This is a genomic window from Dolichospermum sp. FACHB-1091, assembly GCF_014697585.1.
GTDB lineage: Bacteria > Cyanobacteriota > Cyanobacteriia > Cyanobacteriales > Nostocaceae > Dolichospermum.
Genome location: NZ_JACJSB010000027.1, coordinates 1 through 18,792, shown reverse-complemented (window position 1 = coordinate 18,792; position 18,792 = coordinate 1). Strand labels below are relative to the sequence as shown.

Annotated in this window: 19 protein-coding genes and 2 pseudogenes; 10 read left to right on the top strand and 11 right to left on the bottom strand. The window is 37.3% G+C overall.

All coding sequences use genetic code 11. From position 1 onward, the window contains the following. Nucleotides 1-96: 96 nt before the first annotated feature. The gene (locus H6G25_RS16245) at nucleotides 97-258 is read right to left on the bottom strand and encodes a hypothetical protein (RefSeq protein ID WP_190393387.1); all 162 of its coding nucleotides are present in this window, start codon (nucleotides 256-258) and stop codon (nucleotides 97-99) included. 36 nt (nucleotides 259-294) lie between these two features. Here H6G25_RS16245 and H6G25_RS16240 point away from each other — a divergent pair, with 36 nt between their 5' ends. Both H6G25_RS16240 and surE read left to right on the top strand, forming a co-directional pair. Then, nucleotides 295-1,887, top strand: a complete 1,593-nt coding sequence (locus H6G25_RS16240) for a S8 family serine peptidase (protein WP_190393386.1) — start codon at nucleotides 295-297, stop codon at nucleotides 1,885-1,887. A gap of 505 nt (nucleotides 1,888-2,392) precedes the next feature. Beyond that, nucleotides 2,393-3,085, top strand: a complete 693-nt coding sequence (gene surE / locus H6G25_RS16235; protein ID WP_190393385.1) for a 5'/3'-nucleotidase SurE — start codon at nucleotides 2,393-2,395, stop codon at nucleotides 3,083-3,085. A 28-nt stretch (nucleotides 3,086-3,113) separates the two neighbouring features. Here the strand turns inward: surE and H6G25_RS16230 are convergent, their stop codons facing one another. From H6G25_RS16230 to H6G25_RS16220, 3 genes are all read right to left on the bottom strand, one after another. Beyond that, the gene (locus H6G25_RS16230) at nucleotides 3,114-3,413 is read right to left on the bottom strand and encodes a hypothetical protein (RefSeq protein ID WP_190393384.1); all 300 of its coding nucleotides are present in this window, start codon (nucleotides 3,411-3,413) and stop codon (nucleotides 3,114-3,116) included. A 487-nt stretch (nucleotides 3,414-3,900) separates the two neighbouring features. After that, nucleotides 3,901-5,658: an ABC transporter ATP-binding protein gene (locus tag H6G25_RS16225; RefSeq protein ID WP_190393383.1), complete on the bottom strand. Its 1,758-nt coding sequence runs from the start codon at nucleotides 5,656-5,658 to the stop codon at nucleotides 3,901-3,903. A gap of 73 nt (nucleotides 5,659-5,731) precedes the next feature. Next, nucleotides 5,732-6,418, bottom strand: coding sequence for a hypothetical protein (locus H6G25_RS16220; RefSeq protein WP_190393382.1), 687 nt, complete (start codon nucleotides 6,416-6,418; stop codon nucleotides 5,732-5,734). Between the two features lie 520 nt (nucleotides 6,419-6,938). Here H6G25_RS16220 and H6G25_RS16215 point away from each other — a divergent pair. From H6G25_RS16215 to H6G25_RS21310, 5 genes and pseudogenes are all read left to right on the top strand, one after another. Next, entirely contained in the window at nucleotides 6,939-7,835 is an 897-nt protein-coding gene (locus H6G25_RS16215) for a DUF2382 domain-containing protein (protein ID WP_190393381.1), read from the top strand. Between the two features lie 66 nt (nucleotides 7,836-7,901). After that, nucleotides 7,902-8,084 carry a CsbD family protein gene (locus H6G25_RS16210; RefSeq protein ID WP_190393380.1) on the top strand — a complete coding sequence of 61 codons (183 nt, stop codon included), beginning with the start codon at nucleotides 7,902-7,904 and terminating at the stop codon, nucleotides 8,082-8,084. A gap of 69 nt (nucleotides 8,085-8,153) precedes the next feature. Next, nucleotides 8,154-8,750, top strand: a complete 597-nt coding sequence (locus H6G25_RS16205; protein WP_190393379.1) for a general stress protein — start codon at nucleotides 8,154-8,156, stop codon at nucleotides 8,748-8,750. A gap of 87 nt (nucleotides 8,751-8,837) precedes the next feature. After that, nucleotides 8,838-9,299, top strand: a complete 462-nt coding sequence (locus H6G25_RS16200) for a BON domain-containing protein (RefSeq protein WP_190393378.1) — start codon at nucleotides 8,838-8,840, stop codon at nucleotides 9,297-9,299. Nucleotides 9,300-9,492: 193 nt separating this feature from the next. After that, nucleotides 9,493-9,651 (top strand): annotated as a pseudogene (locus H6G25_RS21310) (CsbD family protein); the annotation flags it as partial. A 298-nt stretch (nucleotides 9,652-9,949) separates the two neighbouring features. Here the strand turns inward: H6G25_RS21310 and H6G25_RS21305 are convergent. The 5 genes and pseudogenes from H6G25_RS21305 to H6G25_RS16175 form a co-directional block, all read right to left on the bottom strand. Continuing rightward, nucleotides 9,950-10,048, bottom strand: a pseudogene (locus tag H6G25_RS21305) (magnesium protoporphyrin IX methyltransferase); the annotation flags it as partial. A 42-nt stretch (nucleotides 10,049-10,090) separates the two neighbouring features. Continuing rightward, nucleotides 10,091-10,885 (bottom strand): molybdate ABC transporter substrate-binding protein, encoded by a 795-nt coding sequence (gene modA / locus H6G25_RS16190; RefSeq protein WP_190393419.1) that lies wholly within the window; start codon nucleotides 10,883-10,885, stop codon nucleotides 10,091-10,093. Between the two features lie 186 nt (nucleotides 10,886-11,071). Next, a complete protein-coding gene (locus tag H6G25_RS16185) occupies nucleotides 11,072-11,905 on the bottom strand; it encodes a M56 family metallopeptidase (protein ID WP_190393376.1) in 834 nt (277 codons plus the stop codon). A 4-nt stretch (nucleotides 11,906-11,909) separates the two neighbouring features. Next, nucleotides 11,910-12,329, bottom strand: a complete 420-nt coding sequence (locus H6G25_RS16180) for a BlaI/MecI/CopY family transcriptional regulator (RefSeq protein WP_190393375.1) — start codon at nucleotides 12,327-12,329, stop codon at nucleotides 11,910-11,912. A gap of 56 nt (nucleotides 12,330-12,385) precedes the next feature. Beyond that, nucleotides 12,386-12,841 (bottom strand): DUF6636 domain-containing protein, encoded by a 456-nt coding sequence (locus tag H6G25_RS16175; RefSeq protein ID WP_190393374.1) that lies wholly within the window; start codon nucleotides 12,839-12,841, stop codon nucleotides 12,386-12,388. Nucleotides 12,842-13,178: 337 nt separating this feature from the next. On the opposite strand from H6G25_RS16175, the gene H6G25_RS16170 reads away from it, so the two are divergent. Both H6G25_RS16170 and H6G25_RS16165 read left to right on the top strand, forming a co-directional pair. Then, nucleotides 13,179-15,221 (top strand): serine/threonine-protein kinase, encoded by a 2,043-nt coding sequence (locus tag H6G25_RS16170; RefSeq protein WP_190393373.1) that lies wholly within the window; start codon nucleotides 13,179-13,181, stop codon nucleotides 15,219-15,221. Between the two features lie 86 nt (nucleotides 15,222-15,307). Then, entirely contained in the window at nucleotides 15,308-16,735 is a 1,428-nt protein-coding gene (locus tag H6G25_RS16165) for an IctB family putative bicarbonate transporter (RefSeq protein WP_190393372.1), read from the top strand. A gap of 150 nt (nucleotides 16,736-16,885) precedes the next feature. Here the strand turns inward: H6G25_RS16165 and smpB are convergent, their stop codons facing one another. Continuing rightward, a complete protein-coding gene (gene smpB, locus H6G25_RS16160; protein WP_028083409.1) occupies nucleotides 16,886-17,356 on the bottom strand; it encodes an SsrA-binding protein SmpB in 471 nt (156 codons plus the stop codon). Between the two features lie 408 nt (nucleotides 17,357-17,764). On the opposite strand from smpB, the gene H6G25_RS16155 reads away from it, so the two are divergent. Next, complete coding sequence (locus H6G25_RS16155; protein ID WP_190393371.1) at nucleotides 17,765-18,448, top strand: response regulator transcription factor; 684 nt, start codon at nucleotides 17,765-17,767, stop codon at nucleotides 18,446-18,448. Nucleotides 18,449-18,550: 102 nt separating this feature from the next. On the opposite strand, the gene H6G25_RS16150 is transcribed toward H6G25_RS16155, so the two are convergent. Beyond that, a partial coding sequence (locus tag H6G25_RS16150; RefSeq protein ID WP_190393370.1) for a leucine-rich repeat domain-containing protein occupies nucleotides 18,551-18,792 on the bottom strand: 242 nt, incomplete at its 5' end.

Sequence of the window (18,792 nt, the reverse complement as noted above, 5' to 3'; positions counted from 1 at the left end):
GGTTTTAAGCGTCTTCGTCTGTAGGTATTGTAACAAAATATGGAGAAATTATTAATTAAGGCCAGAGTAAAAAAGTTTTTTAGTGAAAATTAGGATTTAGAGGCCAGGCGTTAGGAGAAAAAAGAAAAGATAACAATCATATCTTTCTGCTGTCCTATACATTGCTTTTTGCATCTTATCTTTTACTTCTTCCATTTTATCCATTGCCTTACAACTAATATCTTTTATCTCTTGCATTTTAAACATTGCTTTTTGCATCTTATCTGTCACCTCTTGCATCTGACTTAGTAGTTCATGAACAAAAATTGGATAACCTTTTGGGGTTTAAGTTTTTCCTGCTTAACTTTACCAACCTTTGCAGGTATAACAGGAGCAACTTTTTTAGGGAAGAATGGTATTGATGCTTTAAAATTACATCAAGCTCCTTATAATTTAACTGGGCGGAAAATTGCTATTGGTCAAGTAGAAATCGGTCGTCCAGGGATGTTCGGCTGGGACAAAGCCGTATCTAAAAATCGTGCTGTATCTCCAACAGCGGTTTTTCTCCGCAATCTTGTAGCTAAATCAAATTTTAATGTTGAGTCTCATGCCTATAATGTTTCTGCTGTCATGATCAGTCAAGATAAAGCCTTCCCAGGTGTAGCACCAAATGCTAGATTATACTCTTCCGCTGTGGGGTCTATGAGGAAAAATGGTCAACCGGAGGAGTGTTTATCAACGCAACACATCGCTTTACAAAATAGTGGTGATGTTCGAGCTATTAATTTTAGTTTTGGTGAGCCATTAAATCGTGATCTTAGACCAGAAGCTGTTTTAGATGGAAATGCTTTACTGACATTATGTATTGACTGGTCTAGTCGTGTGCATGATGTTGTGTATACTATTGCAGGAAATCAAGGTAAAGGTGGGATTCCCATTCCTACAGACAATTTTAACGCAATTAATGTGGCTTTTTCCTCAGAACGCAACGGAATTTTTGATAAACTTCACGTTTCTAATTTGACTAATAACAGTCAAGAAATAAAAGATCGTTTAACTGGAAAAGAATTTAATATTGCTAATAGAAGAGCAATTAGTTTAGTTGCTCCTGGTACTAATATTCCTTTACTTAATCCTGATGGTAAAATTAATAAATCTACAGGTACTAGTTTTGCTGCACCACAGGTTACTGCTACTGTAGCATTATTGCAAGAGTTTACTGATAGACAATTGCGAAATAAACAACTAAATTGGAGTATTGATGCTCGTCGTCATCAAGTAATGAAAGCTATATTACTTAATGCAGCAGATAAAATTCAAGATAGTGGTGATGGTTTACGGTTAGGAATGACGAGAACATTAGTTGATAAACAAAATCAAGATTGGTTAGTAACGGAAGCTTATCAAGATGTAAAAATTCCTTTAGATGCTCAAATGGGAGCAGGCCATTTAAATGCTTTTCGAGCTTATCAACAATTAAATGGTGGTCAATGGAAAGCTAATGTATCTATACCATCAATTGGTTGGGATTATGATAGAGTTAATGCTAATACTACTCAAGAATATGTTTTTAAAACCGGTTTAAAAGCCAATAGTTTTGTAGCTATTACTTTAAGTTGGGATCGTTTGGTAGAGTTGAATGATAAAAATAATAATCAACAATATGATGTGGGGGAAACATTTAAAGATCAGGGATTAAATAATCTTGATGTTTATTTAGTTAAGGAAAATGGGAAGAATAAAGAAGTTGTTGTGTGTGCTTCTGTAAGTGAAGTAGATAATGTTGAACATATCTTTTGTCCAGTTTCTACTAATGGTAATTATAAAATTCGGGTACAATTTCAGAAGCAGGTTAATGAAGCTGTTCAACCTTATGCTTTAGCTTGGTGGACTGTAGGTGAAAAGTGATCTATGGGACTCCTATTTGATTTTTCAACAGAACTCGGTACATACTGAAATTCTTGTTCCCTGTTCCCTGTTCCCTGTTCCCTAACTCAACCGAAAATTCACAGAATCAAACCGGATTCCTATATTGTTTGATAATTGCAATAATGAACATGAAGTGCTAAAAAACGCGCTATCAGCTATGTTACACTATAAGTATAACTTCAACATACTGCCAAATCAGACAAGTTATGAGTGTTTGTAGCATGAAATAACCAGTAATACCAATAGCAAAGGTAAAAGAACTAACTAGCGGCCAGTTTGGGAAGTGTCCCATCTATCTTGACACCCTAACCATTTATATACTAAGCTACTCAAGTAATTTCATGAAATCACAAATATAAACAACAAAAATGTTAAAGCTATCTGATATATGCTAAATTCATACTATGGTAAATCAGTGTAATTTCCAGTAGTTTCACCCTGAAACCATATTCCAGCCAGGTTGATGACCAACCACCAATGACTAATGACTATAATTTTAACCAATGACGACGGTATTGATGCACCGGGTATTGCAGCTTTACTGAAAGCCGTAAGCGGTAAATATGACAGGACTAAACTGATTATTGCTGCACCACAATTACATCAATCAGGCTGTGGACATCAAGTTACTACCCATCAGCCAATTAACGTCGAACGTCGTTCTGATTTGGAGTATGCAATAGGGGGAACTCCTGCTGATTGTATCCGAGTTGCCATATCACATATTGTGAAAGATGTCAATTACGTAATCTCAGGTATTAATGCTGGTGGAAACTTAGGAGTTGATGCGTATATTTCCGGTACTGTCGCTGCTGTTAGAGAAGCAGCAATACACGGTATCCCAGGAATTGCTGTTTCTCACTATCGTCGCGGCAATCTCGATTATAATTGGGATGCGGCCACTAAATGGACTTCCAAATTATTAGAGAATTTAATTCAACTTCCTCTAGAACCCGGATGTTTTTGGAATGTTAATTTACCCCATTTGTCACCGGAGGCGCCATTTCCAGAGGTGATATTTTGTCAACCTTGTACAAAACCTTTACCTGTTAATTATCGCATACAGGATAATGATTTTTACTACATAGGAGAATACGGAAACCGAGAGCGAACTCCTAATAGTGATGTTGATATATGTTTTTCTGGAAAAATTGCGGTGACAAAGTTAAGAGTTTAACATTAACTTTTAACATCAACTGTGGTAATTATTCATCTGAATTTTGCAGTAAAGATAGGAGTCCATCTAAAGTTTGTGACAGTTGAGTGATTTGTCGTATTGACTCTTTGTGAGAGTCTGCCAGACTTTGAACAGCGTCACACAAGGAAAAAATCTGATAACTTTGCTGCTGTACTTGTTTTCCTTGAATTTCTAGTTGTAAACTCAGGGAATCTACTCTTTGACCAAGACGTTCAATTGTTTCAGTTGTAGACAGTACAGCGTCTCCAATTTGTTCAACAATAGATTCTAAGCGACTGAATTTGGCCTCTACTCCAATTGCAATCATTTCTGGTTTGCTCCAATTTTGAGAAAAAATCATTACAGTGATATTCCTATATATTCAGCCAACAGTAATAATCATCAGCATTATCAAGAGAATGTTTGGGAAGTGAACAATTTTACTTAAAACACCTCTTTCCAGACTTTCCTCTTACCCATGCTTTACCCTCCGGGGAGTTGCTTGAGAGGTTTTCATAACCTTGTTGGACCTAGCAGAATTTAGGAGTCAGAAGGGGAGGGGGAGGGACAACTGACACATTAGACGTAATAAATCTGCTTTTCTTTTTTTATGAGAGGGTTGGGGGTGGTGGTAAGTACCACTTACCTAAGAAGGAAGGAGCTTACTAAATTTATAGAATAGGTTGAAAACACCCCCTAACAGGTAAATTAATGGGTAACATTTGATTAACCTTAGATTAACTTTAGATTATGGCAAAAATTGGTCTGATTAGTAAGGTAAGTGCTAATTATTTTCAAAATCAAGTAATTTTAGTTTAATGGAGTAGTTCTTCTACAAGATGTTGATTCCATAAAGTCCTGTAAAGTCCGGGCTGTTCCACCAGTTCTGAGTGATTACCGCTTTGGACAATTCTACCGTGATCCATGACTAAAATTCGGTTAGCAGTGGCCGCTGCGGAAAGTTGGTGAGTAATGAAAATCACAGTTTTTCTTTTTGTACCTGTGGAGAGATTAGCCAGAATTTGTGTAGCAGTTTGATTATCTACACTGGAAAGGGCATCATCTAAAAGCAAAATTGGGGCATCAATTAGCATGGCTCTTGCTAAAGCTGTGCGTTGTCGTTGTCCACCAGAAAGAGTAATACCGCGCTCTCCGACGATGGTTTCGTATTTTTTGGGAAATTTACCGATTTCTGAATCAATTTGCGCCATTTTGCCCGCATAAATGACATTTTCTTCTGGGGCTAGGGGGTCGCCATAACGGATATTATTTTTGATGGTGGTACTGAATAAAAAGCTATCTTGAGGTACGTAAGCGATGGCTTTTCTTAAATCACTCACAGCGAGTTGAGTAATATCCCAGCCATCTAAAAATAATTGTCCGGGCTGAATATCCAATAATCTAGGGATAGCATTGGCGAAAGTTGATTTTCCGCAACCTACAGGACCGATAATGGCGACTATTTCCCCAGGGGCAATAGTAAAATTGAGATGGTCTAAAGCTGGGGTATTAGCGCCAGGGTAAGTGTAATTAAAATTTACTGCTGTTAGTTCTCCTTGGATATTACTGATTTCAATATGTTGACTATTAGCTGTGTCTTGAATTTTGGGGGTTACACTGAGAATAGTCTCTAATCGGTCAATACTAACTTCACCTCGTTGATAAGCAGTAATGGTAAATCCTAATAAAGCCGTGGGGAAAACTAAACGCTCTACATAAATTAGTAGCGCTAAAAAATCCCCAATTGCTAGAGAACCAGTAGATATTCGTGCTGTACCTAACCAGATGATTATTAAAGAACTGAGACTAGCTAAACCACCAATGAGAGGAAATAGAGTATTGCGAGTTTTAGCTAATTGCAGATTAGCAGTTAATAGCTGTTGATTTTCCCGATTAAAAGCTTGACGCTCATTTTCTTCTTGGGCGTAAATTTTAATGAGAGTAATACCGCTAATATCCTCCCGGACAAGTTCACTGATATTTGCAAGTTTTTCCTGAACAGCGGTTTGTTCGTCACGCAGGCGATCGCTAAAAAAATGCACCACGAGAAACATGAGAGGATAAACTGCTAATGATGCCAATGTCAGGTCTACACTCAAGGATAACATGACTGGTAATGTTAGAGCGTAGGCGAACATGGTATTTGCCAAACTCAAAACAGCAAAGCCTAATAATCGTCGAATATTATCTACATCACTAGTAGCGCGGCTAATTAAGTCCCCAGGGGTATTAAACGTAAAATAAGCAGGTTCTAATCGGAGTAAATGTGCAAAAATTCGCTGTTTGAGGTCAAATTCCACCTGTCTTCCCACACCAAATATCCAAATACGGGAAGCCATTCGTACTATCCACATAGCGGAACTCAGTAGAGAAATAATCACTACATAATGTACCACCTGGTGAAAACTCAAATTTGTTGAATTTGAAAGTGTATCTACTCCAGAACTAATTAACAAAGGAATATATACCCCCAGTGCATTGACGACTAATAAGGCGATAATGCCTGATATAGTTTCCCGCCAATAGGGACGTAGATAATTAGCGATTTTAGCAAGTCTGTGCGATTTGGCCATGCCAGCAATTAATGATTAGTGATTAATCTGTTTCCACCTTGATCTCCTAAACCAAGTCATATTTTAAACATGATCACGAGCGACCACGCAAGAAAACATAAATTTGGTTGAGATAACTTTCCCATACTTGGGTAGTAAGTTGCAGAGTTTCTGCACTAGGAACAAAATCCTCTACCCGTAACCCACGACTTCTGATTTCTTGGGGATTTTGGAGTAGATAGGAGGGAAGGTTCCTATTCATACTATTAAAAGCTATAATGGGGGAATTGATCTCTTGCTGATGCAGGATAATATTTTGCTGAATATCTGAGGTACTAGGACTAGTATTGACTGGAGCTAAGGCTACTAAAGCAGATGAAGAAGATTGATAATTGAGATTAGTACCATCAACTGTAGCAATTGGTGATCTAACTAAGAAATAAGCGATCGCAGGTGTACTCGATAGAAATAAAATACCTAAAGCCCATCCTAGTAAGTAACCGCCCGGTTTGTCTATGCCACCTCCTTTAATTTTTTGAGCAGCGAAACACAACATTAAAACCGAAGCTCCCAAGGGCTTGAGAGGAAAGGATATAACCCGCCATAAAGAAGATACTGCTAGTTCATTAGGATTAAAAAAAGCCAAAGCTAAGACAACAATTACCAGTCCTAAAATGAATCTACCGACAAAAGTTGCTGTGGGATAGAATCTTTGAAACAAGGAGTAGGCGACAACACCAATTAAGAGCCATAGCAAAACCCGGCTTAACAACTGAAACATAAGTAAGTTAACTCTCTAATTTTTTAGGGACGGAAGCCCATAGGCTACAGATAGTGGATTAATTTTATCGTCAAGCTGACTTAAAAATACCCCATACCTGATGCCCAAAGATTACCGTCGTAGTGATTTTAGTGCAATTTTTTGACACTGGGTGTATTATTACCAATTTTTCTGAAGGAATTTTGGGAAAAATATCCGTATATGAGGCTTGGATAGTGTTACTAATGTCTAGTAATAGTGTAAGTGAGAAATGTATTTATTTTTATAAACTTACTTAGTTGATAATATCTATCTAATTACATACAAATATAATCAGACCTTTGATGGAAGGTCTTAAACATAAAAATATCTAATATGAACGTATTAGAACAGAACAGTTAGAAACTAAAAATTCCACTTTACCAGGTTCTAATGTTGAGAATAATCAATTGAACTTAATCGCTTAATGGGTAGTCAATGACATCAAACAATAAAGACTTTAAACCCAGAAATAAGCTAATAAATTGGAGAGGAAAAAATTATGACTCTTTTAAAAATCAAAGACTTTGATCCAAATTATCGTGATAGTTTTGAAGGTAAAGATATCAAAGGCATGGGTGTCTATGTTAGTGTAGATGAAAAGATTGGTACAGTCAGTGACATTTTAGTAGATGAAAAAGGACATTTTCGGTATTTTGTTGTTGATTTAGGCCTATGGATTTTCGGTAAAAAAGTTTTATTACCAGTTGGTCGTTCACGAATTGATCATACCTCGGAACGGATTTATACAGTAGGAATGACCAAGCAACAAGCGGAGAATTTACCTGAATTTAACGAACACAAAGAAATTGATTATAACTATGAAGAACAAGTAAGAGGAGTATATCGTTCGGAAGCATTCTTAGAAAGTTCTGGTGCTATGGATACAGCCTCCTCTAGAACTGCTGGAGCTACCATGGTAGCGCCTATAGCCTCACCTCAGAAGTCTGGTAATGGCAATGGCTATGACTATCAACAAGAACCGGCTTTATATGCCCTGAATGAGCAAGATCATCAAACATTCAAACTATATCAAGAAAGATTAATTGCCAATAAAATCCGCACGAAGACGGGAGAAGTTATTGTTGGTAAACATACAGAAACAGAAAAAGCGCGGGTATCTGTACCAATAGATAAAGAACGAGTTGTGATTGAAAAAATAACTCCTACAAATGCGGGAGAAGCAGTTACTTTAGGTGCTGATAGCTTTGGGACAACAGAAGTGACTCATATAAATGTTTATGAAGAAACTGCGGACATTCATAAAGAAGCCTTCTTACGTGAAGAAGTCAGAGTTGATAAAGTTGTAGATCACGAAACCATTGAAGCCGAAGAAACTCTGCGTCGAGAAGAGTTAGATATTAACACCCAAGAACATCCGAATGTGGAAAGGAGATAAAACCTAGATTTCACATCATTTGATATCAATTAATTAATTTTCATCATTTTCTATCAGGAGCAGATTATGAGTATGCAAAATAGAGCCAAGGCAACTGCTAAAAACATTGAAGGTAAGATTCAAGAAGCAGTAGGTGATGTAACTGGAGATCCGAAAACTCAAGCAGAAGGTAAAGAAAAACAAGCAGAAGCCAAAATTCGCCACACAGTTGAAGATGTAAAAGATGAAGCCAAAAAACTGATTGACTAGCATAAATAGGCAGGGCGGGGGTTTTCCCTGATTACCTGCCACTTATTCACTTTTTGAAAGGAGAAAAAAATGACTTTGATTTCTCATAAACGAGCGGTAGGAGTGTTTTCTAGTCACCAACAGGCAGAGAATGCTCTGAGTGAATTGCGAGATAACGGATTTGCTATGAATCAGGTATCTGTAATTGCCAAAGACAACGAAGAGTTGAGTCAGAGTTACCGGATTGGTGACACACGGATTAGAGACGTAACCGAAACTACTCATGTTGACGAAGGAGCGAAAACTGGATTGGAAGCAGGAGGAGTAGTTGGGGGACTAACCGGTTTGCTGGTGGGGTTAGGAACTCTAGCTATCCCTGGAGTCGGTCCAGTAATGTTAGCCGGGGCTGCCGCTACGGCGATCGCTACAACCCTAGCTGGTGGCGTAATTGGGGCAGCAGTTGGGGGGTTACTTGGTGGACTGGTGGGTTTAGGAATTCCTGAACACCGGGCCCAGGTCTATCACGATTATGTAGTCAATGGCAATTATTTGGTGATTGTAGATGGTACAGAGGCGGAAATCCTGCGGGCAGAAACGATTCTCAAGAATAGAGGAGTGCGTGAATGGGAAGTTTACAATTCCCCAGCGACTAGTCGTTATACCGATACTGCTGTCTCTCGTTTCTAATGTACAGCTACAGAATGTTTTTGAATTTCCCCACCGGAAAGAACCCAGTTTTAAAGGGTAATAACGGGACAGTCAAGGATTTGAACCATGAAAAAAATTATGCCTTTAGTTCTCAGCGGCATTCTACTTCTGGGAACTGTTGCCTGCGACAATAAGGCTAAAACTAGTAGCAGTGCGCCCAATTCGACTGAGGAAACTGGTGAAGTTCCCACAGATAAAACAGTTCAAAGTAACCAAAAAGATGCAACTAGCAAAGTCCGTCGAGATCAGCTTAATGCAGATATTCGCGCCCGTGAGGAACGCTATAACATGACTGGGAGAAGTGTAGACCGGGCTAATGCTGATCTTGCCAATGAAGTGCGCTCTAAGTTGGAAGCCAATATTCCCTCTGGTCAATTAACAGTTACTTCTAAAAATGGGGAAGTTGTCGTGGCTGGAACTGTACAAACTCAAGAACAATTGAATAAAATTGATCCTCTTGCTAAGGAAATCAGAGGCGTTAAAAGTGTGAAAGTTGCAGTCAAAATTGTCCCGGCTGTACCAAATTGACCGTGATAACGCCTTTAATAAATTAATTACCAACCTATAAATGAGGGAACAAAATTCAATGATATTAGTTCAAGCATTTCGCAAATTTTTTCTCACCATTACTTTAGTTTTATTGTTGGTAACTTTCACAGCTTTTGCTGCTGAGGATAGTTTGGCTACAACTTTGTTGACTCAACCAAATAGCCTAACTCAAATTGCAAGCATGAATCGAGTGGAAGCAACAACTAAGAACATTGAAGGTAAAATCCAGGAAGCTATTGGTAATGTTAGAGGAAACAAAAAGGATCAATTTATGGGAAAAGCAAAACAGGTGGAAAGCAAGGTTCGTAATGCAGTTGAAGATATAAAAGATGGGAGTTGGAAGCAAAAATCAAAGCCAGTCACAAAAAATATTGAAGCTAAAACCGAAAAGGCAATAGATAATAGTATTGTTAATCCTAATTACCTACCTGGGGGAAAAACTAAGGATACAGAAAGCGAATCTCGTAACCCTGCAGATAAAATGAAAGATGAAATCCGCAATACCTTTAAGTAGTTCTTAATTAAGATCTATAGTTTGGGTTAACCTATGTTACCCAACAATTTTAGGATTTGGTTGGGTTGCTCGCGCTGTCGCAGCACCCAGCCTCCAGTTATTTTTAACATTAATTACAGATGATGGTCTGATAATTACCACTCAAAGATTCTAAATCCTGTACCGCAAAGGAGGGATTTATGGTATTGGATCAAGCCTTTACACCCCTATCCTGTAGAGGGATGGGGTATTATGGCGTTTTCTGATAAATTAATTACTAAGGCAGAATGAACCCATATTTCTTGAAGACAGCCTTAGATTTGTCACCAGATAAAAATTGGGAAAATTCTTTAGCAGCATCAACATTTTTACTGCGTTTAATAACTACTAATGGGTAAATAATGGCAGAGTGGTATTTTTCATCTGCTGTAACTACAATTTTTACCTGATTAGAGATTTTGGCATCAGTTATATATACTAAACCTGCATCAGCATTACCACTTTCTACAGATGCTAAAACTTGACGCACGTTATTAGCAAATACCAGTTTTGATTTAACTTCTGTCCAAATTTTCAATTTTTCTAATACTTGTTGTGCGTATTGTCCTGCGGGTACGCTTCTCGGTTCACCAATGGCGATTTTTTTGACTTTGGTATCTTTAAGATTGTAGAAACTGGTGATACCAATAGCATTTTTAGGTACGACTAAAACTAGCCGATTTTTACCGATAATATTCCTTGTACCAGCAACCACAAGTCCTTTTTGTTCTAAAGCATCTACTTGTTTTTTAGCCGCAGATATGAAAATATCCGCAGGCGCACCTTGTTCAATTTGTTGCTGTAATGCCCCAGAAGATCCGAAATTATAACTAATATTGACCTTTGGTTGGCTTTGTTGGTAAAGAGGTTTAATTTCTTCCAGTGCCTCTTTTAAACTAGCCGCAGCGGATACCAGTAAGCTGGTATTGGATTGTGCTGCAACAGGGGAAGGAGTAACAGTTGGTAAGCCAATTGCTAGTAGTAAAGTAGCTAGTGCTGTAGTTATTAACACTAGTATTTTTCTTCTTTTGATTGGCAAACTGGACTGAGAGAGATTTTTACTCATGGAATTGACACTGGGTATACTTTTACCAAAATTACCATGATTTGTAGCAAAATAGATGATAGATGAAAGTTAAAAATTCTATTTCTCAAACTCTTCCTCTTTGCGGCTCTGGGTGAGACAAATTCATACTTGCATTCACCCACCAACGCCAATTTAATTATGAAATACAACTGTCAGTAAGGGTAAAAAAGCTAATAGAAAAATATGCAAAGATTGCAATTGCGTTTCTGATCTTGGTTCAGTAGGTGTTAATAAAGCCTCAATTCTTTGTTCTAAGCGATCGCAAGCACCCAAAGCGGCACAGCATACATCGGACGTGATTGGGTTATTACTGACGACCAATAACAAGGATTCTGCCAATACTAACGGATCTACTTGAGATGCGGCGTAACTATCAGCCCGTAACTCACGCAAAACTAACAACTCTTGCCATAAAGGTTCTGTATTGGGCAACCAGGCGGTACAAGAACGCATCCAACCCAGCCAAAAGAACCAGAACGTATCCCTATATTGATAATGCCCTTGTTCGTGGGCTAAAACGCTTTCTAGATGGAGTGGGGAAAGGGTTTCTAGTAATCCCTTACTGACGACTAACTCCGGTTGCCAAAAACCAATTTGTCCCGCAAATAAAGCCCCTGTTTGTAGGATTCGGATCTGTTTACCATTCAGATTCACTTGGGGACATTCACGAGCGGATTTAATTGCCTTCCAGCCACTCAAAACAAGTTTAAGGCCTAAGATGTTAAAAAATCCCAGAAAAATTAATGCTAGGATATAACTAAAAGGATTGGTATACATTCCACCCATTTTCCCCTGTGTACCCATGCAGACTACAGCGGTAACTGTCATGAATATCAGTAAAGGAGGAAAGAGGAATAAAAATAGGGTTTTTTGCCATCTTAAATGCCAATTACCTTGGGGTATATTACCAGAGGATCTTAACCAGTAAGCAACGGTAACAGCGGTGATAATCATGAGTAAGTGCATAATATTACTTTTCTCCTCTGGCTTCCCGTGCGGCTTGAATGCGTTTTGCGATCGCTTCTATCTGGTCAGTAGCAACTTGATCTAGACTATCAGCAAATGCGGCAATTATATCAGGATTTCCTACTGCTAAAAATCGCTGTAATTGATCATGGGCTTTAATCACCTCTGCTTGTTGTTTAGTTAACAATGGCCTCCAATAAAAGGCTTTTCCTTGTTTATCACAAGCTAACCAGCCTTTTTCCGTGAGACGACGGAGAACTGTAGTGACTGAGGTATAAGCCAATTCACGATCTGGATCTGCTAAAATGCGATCATGCACATCTTTAACTGTTGCTGAACCTAGTTCCCACACGATACCGAGAATTTCTGCTTCTAGTGGACCTACTGATAATTGTTTGGGGCGATAATCGGGTAAGGGAGCCATGTTGACAATTTTGGATAATGTTAGATGTTTTCTCTATTTTATTTAAAATACAGCAATTATCGAGAAAGTCCAAATACGTACCATTTTTCCCGACTGAGAAAAAAACCAATACCATCACTCTTAGTACAAGTTAAACCGATTTTTTGAGATACACACTTAAAACCATCTTCATTCCAATTACTTCCATAGTTTAAAACAGGTTTATTTTTATCAGCAATAGTATCACTAATACACAAAATTTCTGGTCTACCCCTCCCAGGTAATAAAAAACCTTGTCCCCACTCAAATTCACAATATCCAGGGTAGGGTTGAGGAGGTTTGGGTTTTAGTGAACTACTGATTTCACAGCGTAAAATATTTATTTCTCCTGGTACTCCTGGTATTAATTCACAAAAAATATTACCACTAGGGGACTGAAAACCTTTTGGTGCTGCTAGACTTACCTGTGGGAATAAAGTCACCATTGTACCTGTCAGAAGTAACGCCACTAATTTCTTAATTTGTCTGTACATGATTTTAAATATCCGGTTATGATAATTTGACGTGAGAATATATAGACAGTATATCATAAGTATTGAAAGTCAAGAATTTCACATACCCGATTTCTTAAAGAAGTCGGGTATCTTGATAAAGATAATAAATAAATGGCAAAATGCCGTTATTTTTTCTTTGAGTTGATATAGAATTGGGGAAATTGACCAAAATACATCCTTTGTTCTTTTCTATATTTGAGAAAGGTAAATTCTACATTTTCAAGTTACGTAAATTACTAATTGCTACTATTCAATCTCGATTTATATATATTATTAGACTATATATATTTTATCATGCAGATGCGCTATAGAAATTATGATCTGCTGTCTAAATCCTGACTGTTTAAATCCCCAAAATCCAGATAATTATCAACTTTGTCAAAATTGTCAAACTCCTCTAGTAACACTTTTGAGAAATCGGTTTCGTGTTACCCGGTTACTTTCTAATGAGGGGGGGTTTGGAAGAACTTATATCGCTGAAGATATTGATAAGTTAAACGAATTATGTGTAATTAAACAATTAGCTCCAAAATTTCAAGGTACTTGGTCACAAAAAAAAGCAATTCAGTTATTTTCAGAGGAAGCAAAGCGATTACAACAATTAGGAGAACACCCGCAAATCCCAACTTTAATAGCTTATTTTGAACAGAATAATTGTTTATATTTAGTTCAGCAATTTATTGATGGTCAAAATCTACTAGATGAATTAAATTCCCGAAAGGTTTATAGAGACTGGGATATTCAGTCTATTTTATTAGATTTATTACCAGTTATTAAATTTGTACATCAACATGGGGTAATTCATCGTGATATTAAACCAGAAAATATTATTCGTCGTCAATGTGATGGAAGATTGACACTAATTGATTTTGGTTCTTCTAAAGATTTGACAGCCAGAGTACAGCGAAAAAATGGTACTTCTATTGGTTCCCATGGCTATTCTCCCATTGAACAAATTAGAGACGGAAAAGCATATCCCGCCAGCGATTTATTTAGTTTAGGTGCTACTTGTTTTCATTTACTAACGGGGATTTCTCCTTTTAAATTATGGATGGAATATGGCTATAGTTGGGTAGGAAATTGGCAGCATTATTTACGCTCTTCTCTAACTAAAGAATTAGTAGAAATCATGGATAAGCTACTACAAAAAGAAATACAATATCGCTATCAATCTGTTGATGAAGTCATGGGAGATTTGATGAAAAAACATACTCTTATGCTCCCAGAAGCAAATAGTAAAATTAAGAAATTACCTAGTAAGTATTCTCAGATAAATTACACGAAAAAATTTTTATTGCGAAATTTGATTTTTCTGTTTGGGTTAATTATTTTTTTCACTTTGGGAGAGTTTTGTTATCGAGAATTTCGTAAGTTAAACTCTGATTTTTCTTTTAATTTGAATCAACACCAGAAAACTGAAAAATATTTGTCTTTGGTAAATACTTTTTCTGGACATAAAAGTAAGGTTTTATCTGTGGTGATGAATCCAGATGGTAAACTGATTATTAGCGGTGGTGATTGTCAGGAAAATGATAATACTAAATGTTATGGTAATCTGAAATTATGGGATGTGATCACCGGTAAAGAAATTACTAGTCTGGAAGGACATTCCCAAAATGTCAACGCATTAGCTATCTCTGCTGATGGTAAAATTTTAGTTAGTGGTAGTGATGATCAAACTATCAAAATTTGGAATTTACAAACAAATCAATTAATTCACACTTTAACTGATCATACTGATGCAATTCATAGTTTAGCTATTACTGCTGATGGAAAAACTTTAGTTAGTGCTAGTGATGATCAAACTATCAAGGTCTGGGATTTAATCACAGGTGAGTTAATTCGCACTTTAACCGCTCATAAATCTTGGGTACGTTCTGTAGATATTAGTCCCAATGGTGTAACTTTGGCAAGTGGTAGTTTTGATAAAACTATAAAATTATGGAATATTCATCAACAACAACCAATTCAGACTTTAACTACTAGTTCACAAACGGTCATAGCTGTGGCTTTTAGTCCCGATGGTAAAATTTTAGCAAGTTCTAGCCGCGATCGCACTCTGAAATTATGGAACTTACAAACTTTAACACCAATTTGGACTATCAGGTTAGCCGGTAATAATATTAACACTATTGCTTTTAGTCCCAATGGTAAAATTTTAGCCAGTGCTGGACGGAATACCTTAAATGAGAAAAGCTATCACACTATTAAGCTATGGAATGTGTCCACAGGGGAGGAAATAACTACGCAGACAGTACATAATAATAGTATTACTTCTTTGTCCTTTAGTGCTGACAGTAAATTTTTAGTTAGTGGTAGTGAAGATAACTTAATTAAACTTTGGCAGGTTTCTCCGTAAACAATGACAAAAATTTTTCAAATTGATTAGTATACAATGAGTTGGGGTAGAAAACTCTATCTAATTCAATTCTCTATTTTTTCTTCATGAATTTAGTCTGGGAAAGATTGACTTTATCTTCCTTACCACTTAAAGAATATCTGTCTAGCAGTTACCTACATCGTTTGCTGGTGGGGTCGTTGCTTTCTTGGCGACAAAGTAGTATTCTCATCCAGTGGGGAGATATGATTGCTGTGGGCTTACTTAGCATCATTTATACTCTTACACCCTTTGTTTCTAGCACTTTAATCGGTTTATTACTACTGGCTTGTGTTGGTTTATGGTTGCTGTTAACTTTATCTGAAGAAGTTACATCGGCCAATGCTGCTTCCTTCACTCCCATTCATCTGCTAGTATTGTTATATTGGGGTATTGCTGCGGTAGCTACAGCTTTATCACCAGTAAAAAAGGCCGCTTTGAGTGATTTACAAACCTTAACTCTTTATTTGTTGTTATTTGCCCTCTGTGCTAGAGTATTAAGAATACCTCGGTTTCGCTCATGGTTGATTACCCTTTATTTGCACATATCCCTCATTGTCAGTGTCTATGGAATACGACAATGGTTTTTTGGTGCGAAGGCTTTAGCTACTTGGGTTGACCCAGAATCTCCCTTAGCTAAGACTACCAGAGTTTACAGTTATTTGGGTAATCCTAATTTACTGGCAGGATATCTTTTACCGGCTGTAATTTTCAGCTTTGTCGCTATTTTTGCCTGGCCAGGTTGGATAAGAAAGAGTTTAGCACTAACGATGTTTATTGTCAATAGTGTAACTCTAATTCTTACCTTTAGTCGGGGGGGCTGGATTGGTTTATTGGTGGGATTATTGACGGTTACAATATTACTGATTTTTGTTTTTGGTGACTCCACCGTTGAGAATTTATGGGGTATAAAAATATCACCCCAGATGATGTTAATATGGCGGAATTGGTCCTTACCAATATTCCTGGGGAGTGTGGTTGGGATATTAGCAATAGGAATGATCTTTGTTGAACCTTTTCGGGAACGAGTTATCAGTATATTCGCTGACAGAAAAGATAGTAGTAATAACTTTCGCAAAAATGTCTGGGATTCCGTATTTCAAATGATCCGCGATCGCCCGATTATTGGTATTGGACCGGGTCACAATTCTTTTAATAATGTTTATCCCCTCTATCAAAGACCTCGTTTTACGGCTTTGAGTGCCTATTCTGTATTTTTAGAAACAATCGTCGAAACTGGTTTTTTAGGTTTTACTTGTTTTCTGTGGTTAATAGTCGTGACTGTTAATACAGGATTTTCCCAGATACGACAATTAAGACAGAGTGAAAATACTCAAGTATTTTGGTTAATTGGGGCGATCGCTGTTATTGTAGGTATACTATCTCATGGACTAGTTGATACAGTATTCTATCGTCCTGAAGTCAATACCCTCTGGTGGTTTACTGTAGCCTTAGTTGCCAGCTTTTGGCGACCTTTAACACTTTCTAAGAAGTAAAAATACTTAAATAATTTTTCAGCTTATTGGTTGAAAAAAATACCCATAAGTTGCCTGTGGTGCGGGCATCTTGCCCGCTAAAAAAACACCCCACCTATAATCTGTCTTTCTCCCTCTTTTTACTGAGAGAGAGTTCGGCAGGAGTGTCCTTTAAAACCTCTTCATTGCCCTTTGCATACTCCGTTGATCATCCCGACGTTTAATACTTTCCCGTTTATCATGTAGCTTTTTACCCCTACCCAGGGCAATAACTACCTTTACCCAACCCCGTTTGAGGTACATTTTCAACGGGACTAGGGTTAAACCCTCCTGTTCTACCTTACCAATTAGCTTACGCAGTTCTTGCTTATGGAGTAGTAACTTGCGTGTTCGTCTTGGTTCGTGATTAAAATATGCACCGCTGGAAGTATAAGGAGAAATATGTACATTAATTAACCATGCTTCACCGTCACGAATTAAAGCATAACCATCTTGGAGATTGGCTTTACCTCCACGAATTGATTTTACCTCAGTTCCCGTCAATTCGATTCCCGCTTCATAGGTTTCTAGGATTTCATACCGAAACCGCGCTTGACGATTATCACAAATTGTTTTGTAACCTTCACTCTGTTTATCACTCATTGACAATCTTCTTAAGTTTTCATAAATAAGCCTAAAAATTTTTTAGACTAACTTTTTTATTTGAGTTGCATCATGTATATTTCGCGCAGAGGCGCAAAGAAGCAAAGCCGCCAAGTTTGAGATTTTGATACCTTCCATGGTATAGCCATATTTTCTTGGTTTCGTACTTTAGGCTATCAGCAACATCCTTTTGTTCATTGTAGTTCATACAGAACATTCAAGTTTTGTCAAGCATTTCTAAAAATTTAAGATTTTCTTTATAAATTCTTGACCAAGGGGACATTAACAGGTATTTTTATCATAGTATGAAGAGTATGAAGAATAAGATAACTATTCTTGCCTGTGTCTATTGATATTTCTCATGGTGGCACATTACTCAGTTAAAAAAATTATAGGGGTGTACTGTCCATGCCCTTGACTATTCTAATCGCAGATGACGACATAGGTACTCGTTTAGCCATTAGTGATTATCTTGATCTATCCGGTTATCATGTAATTACTGCTGATAATGGTATTGATGCTTTGAATACGCTAGAAAAGTATCATCCTGATTTGCTAGTGACAGATATTATGATGCCACTAATGAATGGTTATGAGTTGGTGCGTCGTGTTCGTCAATTATCCGCGTTTCGCTTATTACCTGTAATTTTATTAACAGCGAGAACTAAAATCCAAGAACGAATTTTGGGGTATCAATCTGGTTGTGATTTGTATCTGCCTAAGCCTTTTGAATTGGAAGAATTAGCCGCTGCTATTCGCAATTTATTAGAGCGATCGCAAATTATCCAATCTCAATGTCGTTTTATTTACCAAGATAATAACCGTAATTTAACTTATACAAAGGCAGAGAATGGTCATATTTCTGTATCTACTCAGGTTCAGATATCTCAAGTATTGACACCGTTAACTGTGAGGGAAAAGGAGGTTTTAGACCTTTTAACCCATGGTTTTTCTAATGTGGAAATTGGTAATCATTTACATTTAAGTCCGCGTACAGTGGAGAAATATGTGAGTAGTTTATTGAGAAAAACTGAAACCAGTAATCGTGCTGAATTGGTTAGGTTTGCGATCAAACATGATTTAGTAGAATAGGATTTTTGCTCAAGTTGACATTTTTAGTCTGGTAATATTCAGTGAAATTGAGTATTTTGAGGGTGCGTTAGTAAGTCCATAGCGCACCAAAATATAACCGGACTAAAATTTACAAATAGACTCTGGTTTCAGGGGACATTGTTTAGAGGTAAGTGGATTTCCCCCAAGGGAAAGAGAAGTCAAATTAGTCAGATTAGACAAAGGTTTGATATCGCTGATTTTATTTTTTCCAAGGTCAAGAGAAGTCAAATTAGTCAGATTAGACAAAGGTTTGATATCGCTGATTTGATTTTCCCCAAGGTAAAGAAAAGTCAAATTAGTCAGATTAGACAAAGGTTTGATAT

Excerpts from the sequence above, each read along its gene's own strand:
- H6G25_RS16245 (WP_190393387.1), bottom strand. The coding sequence starts at position 258 with ATGCAAAAAGCAATGTTTAAAATGCAAGAGATAAAAGATATTAGTTGT.
- H6G25_RS16240 (WP_190393386.1), top strand. The coding sequence starts at position 295 with ATGAACAAAAATTGGATAACCTTTTGGGGTTTAAGTTTTTCCTGCTTA.
- surE (WP_190393385.1), top strand. The coding sequence starts at position 2,393 with ATGACTATAATTTTAACCAATGACGACGGTATTGATGCACCGGGTATT.
- H6G25_RS16230 (WP_190393384.1), bottom strand. The coding sequence starts at position 3,413 with ATGATTGCAATTGGAGTAGAGGCCAAATTCAGTCGCTTAGAATCTATT.
- H6G25_RS16225 (WP_190393383.1), bottom strand. The coding sequence starts at position 5,658 with ATGGCCAAATCGCACAGACTTGCTAAAATCGCTAATTATCTACGTCCC.
- H6G25_RS16220 (WP_190393382.1), bottom strand. The coding sequence starts at position 6,418 with ATGTTTCAGTTGTTAAGCCGGGTTTTGCTATGGCTCTTAATTGGTGTT.
- H6G25_RS16215 (WP_190393381.1), top strand. The coding sequence starts at position 6,939 with ATGACTCTTTTAAAAATCAAAGACTTTGATCCAAATTATCGTGATAGT.
- H6G25_RS16210 (WP_190393380.1), top strand. The coding sequence starts at position 7,902 with ATGAGTATGCAAAATAGAGCCAAGGCAACTGCTAAAAACATTGAAGGT.
- H6G25_RS16205 (WP_190393379.1), top strand. The coding sequence starts at position 8,154 with ATGACTTTGATTTCTCATAAACGAGCGGTAGGAGTGTTTTCTAGTCAC.
- H6G25_RS16200 (WP_190393378.1), top strand. The coding sequence starts at position 8,838 with ATGAAAAAAATTATGCCTTTAGTTCTCAGCGGCATTCTACTTCTGGGA.
- H6G25_RS16185 (WP_190393376.1), bottom strand. The coding sequence starts at position 11,905 with ATGCACTTACTCATGATTATCACCGCTGTTACCGTTGCTTACTGGTTA.
- H6G25_RS16180 (WP_190393375.1), bottom strand. The coding sequence starts at position 12,329 with ATGGCTCCCTTACCCGATTATCGCCCCAAACAATTATCAGTAGGTCCA.
- H6G25_RS16175 (WP_190393374.1), bottom strand. The coding sequence starts at position 12,841 with ATGTACAGACAAATTAAGAAATTAGTGGCGTTACTTCTGACAGGTACA.
- H6G25_RS16170 (WP_190393373.1), top strand. The coding sequence starts at position 13,179 with ATGATCTGCTGTCTAAATCCTGACTGTTTAAATCCCCAAAATCCAGAT.
- H6G25_RS16165 (WP_190393372.1), top strand. The coding sequence starts at position 15,308 with ATGAATTTAGTCTGGGAAAGATTGACTTTATCTTCCTTACCACTTAAA.
- smpB (WP_028083409.1), bottom strand. The coding sequence starts at position 17,356 with ATGAGTGATAAACAGAGTGAAGGTTACAAAACAATTTGTGATAATCGT.
- H6G25_RS16155 (WP_190393371.1), top strand. The coding sequence starts at position 17,765 with ATGCCCTTGACTATTCTAATCGCAGATGACGACATAGGTACTCGTTTA.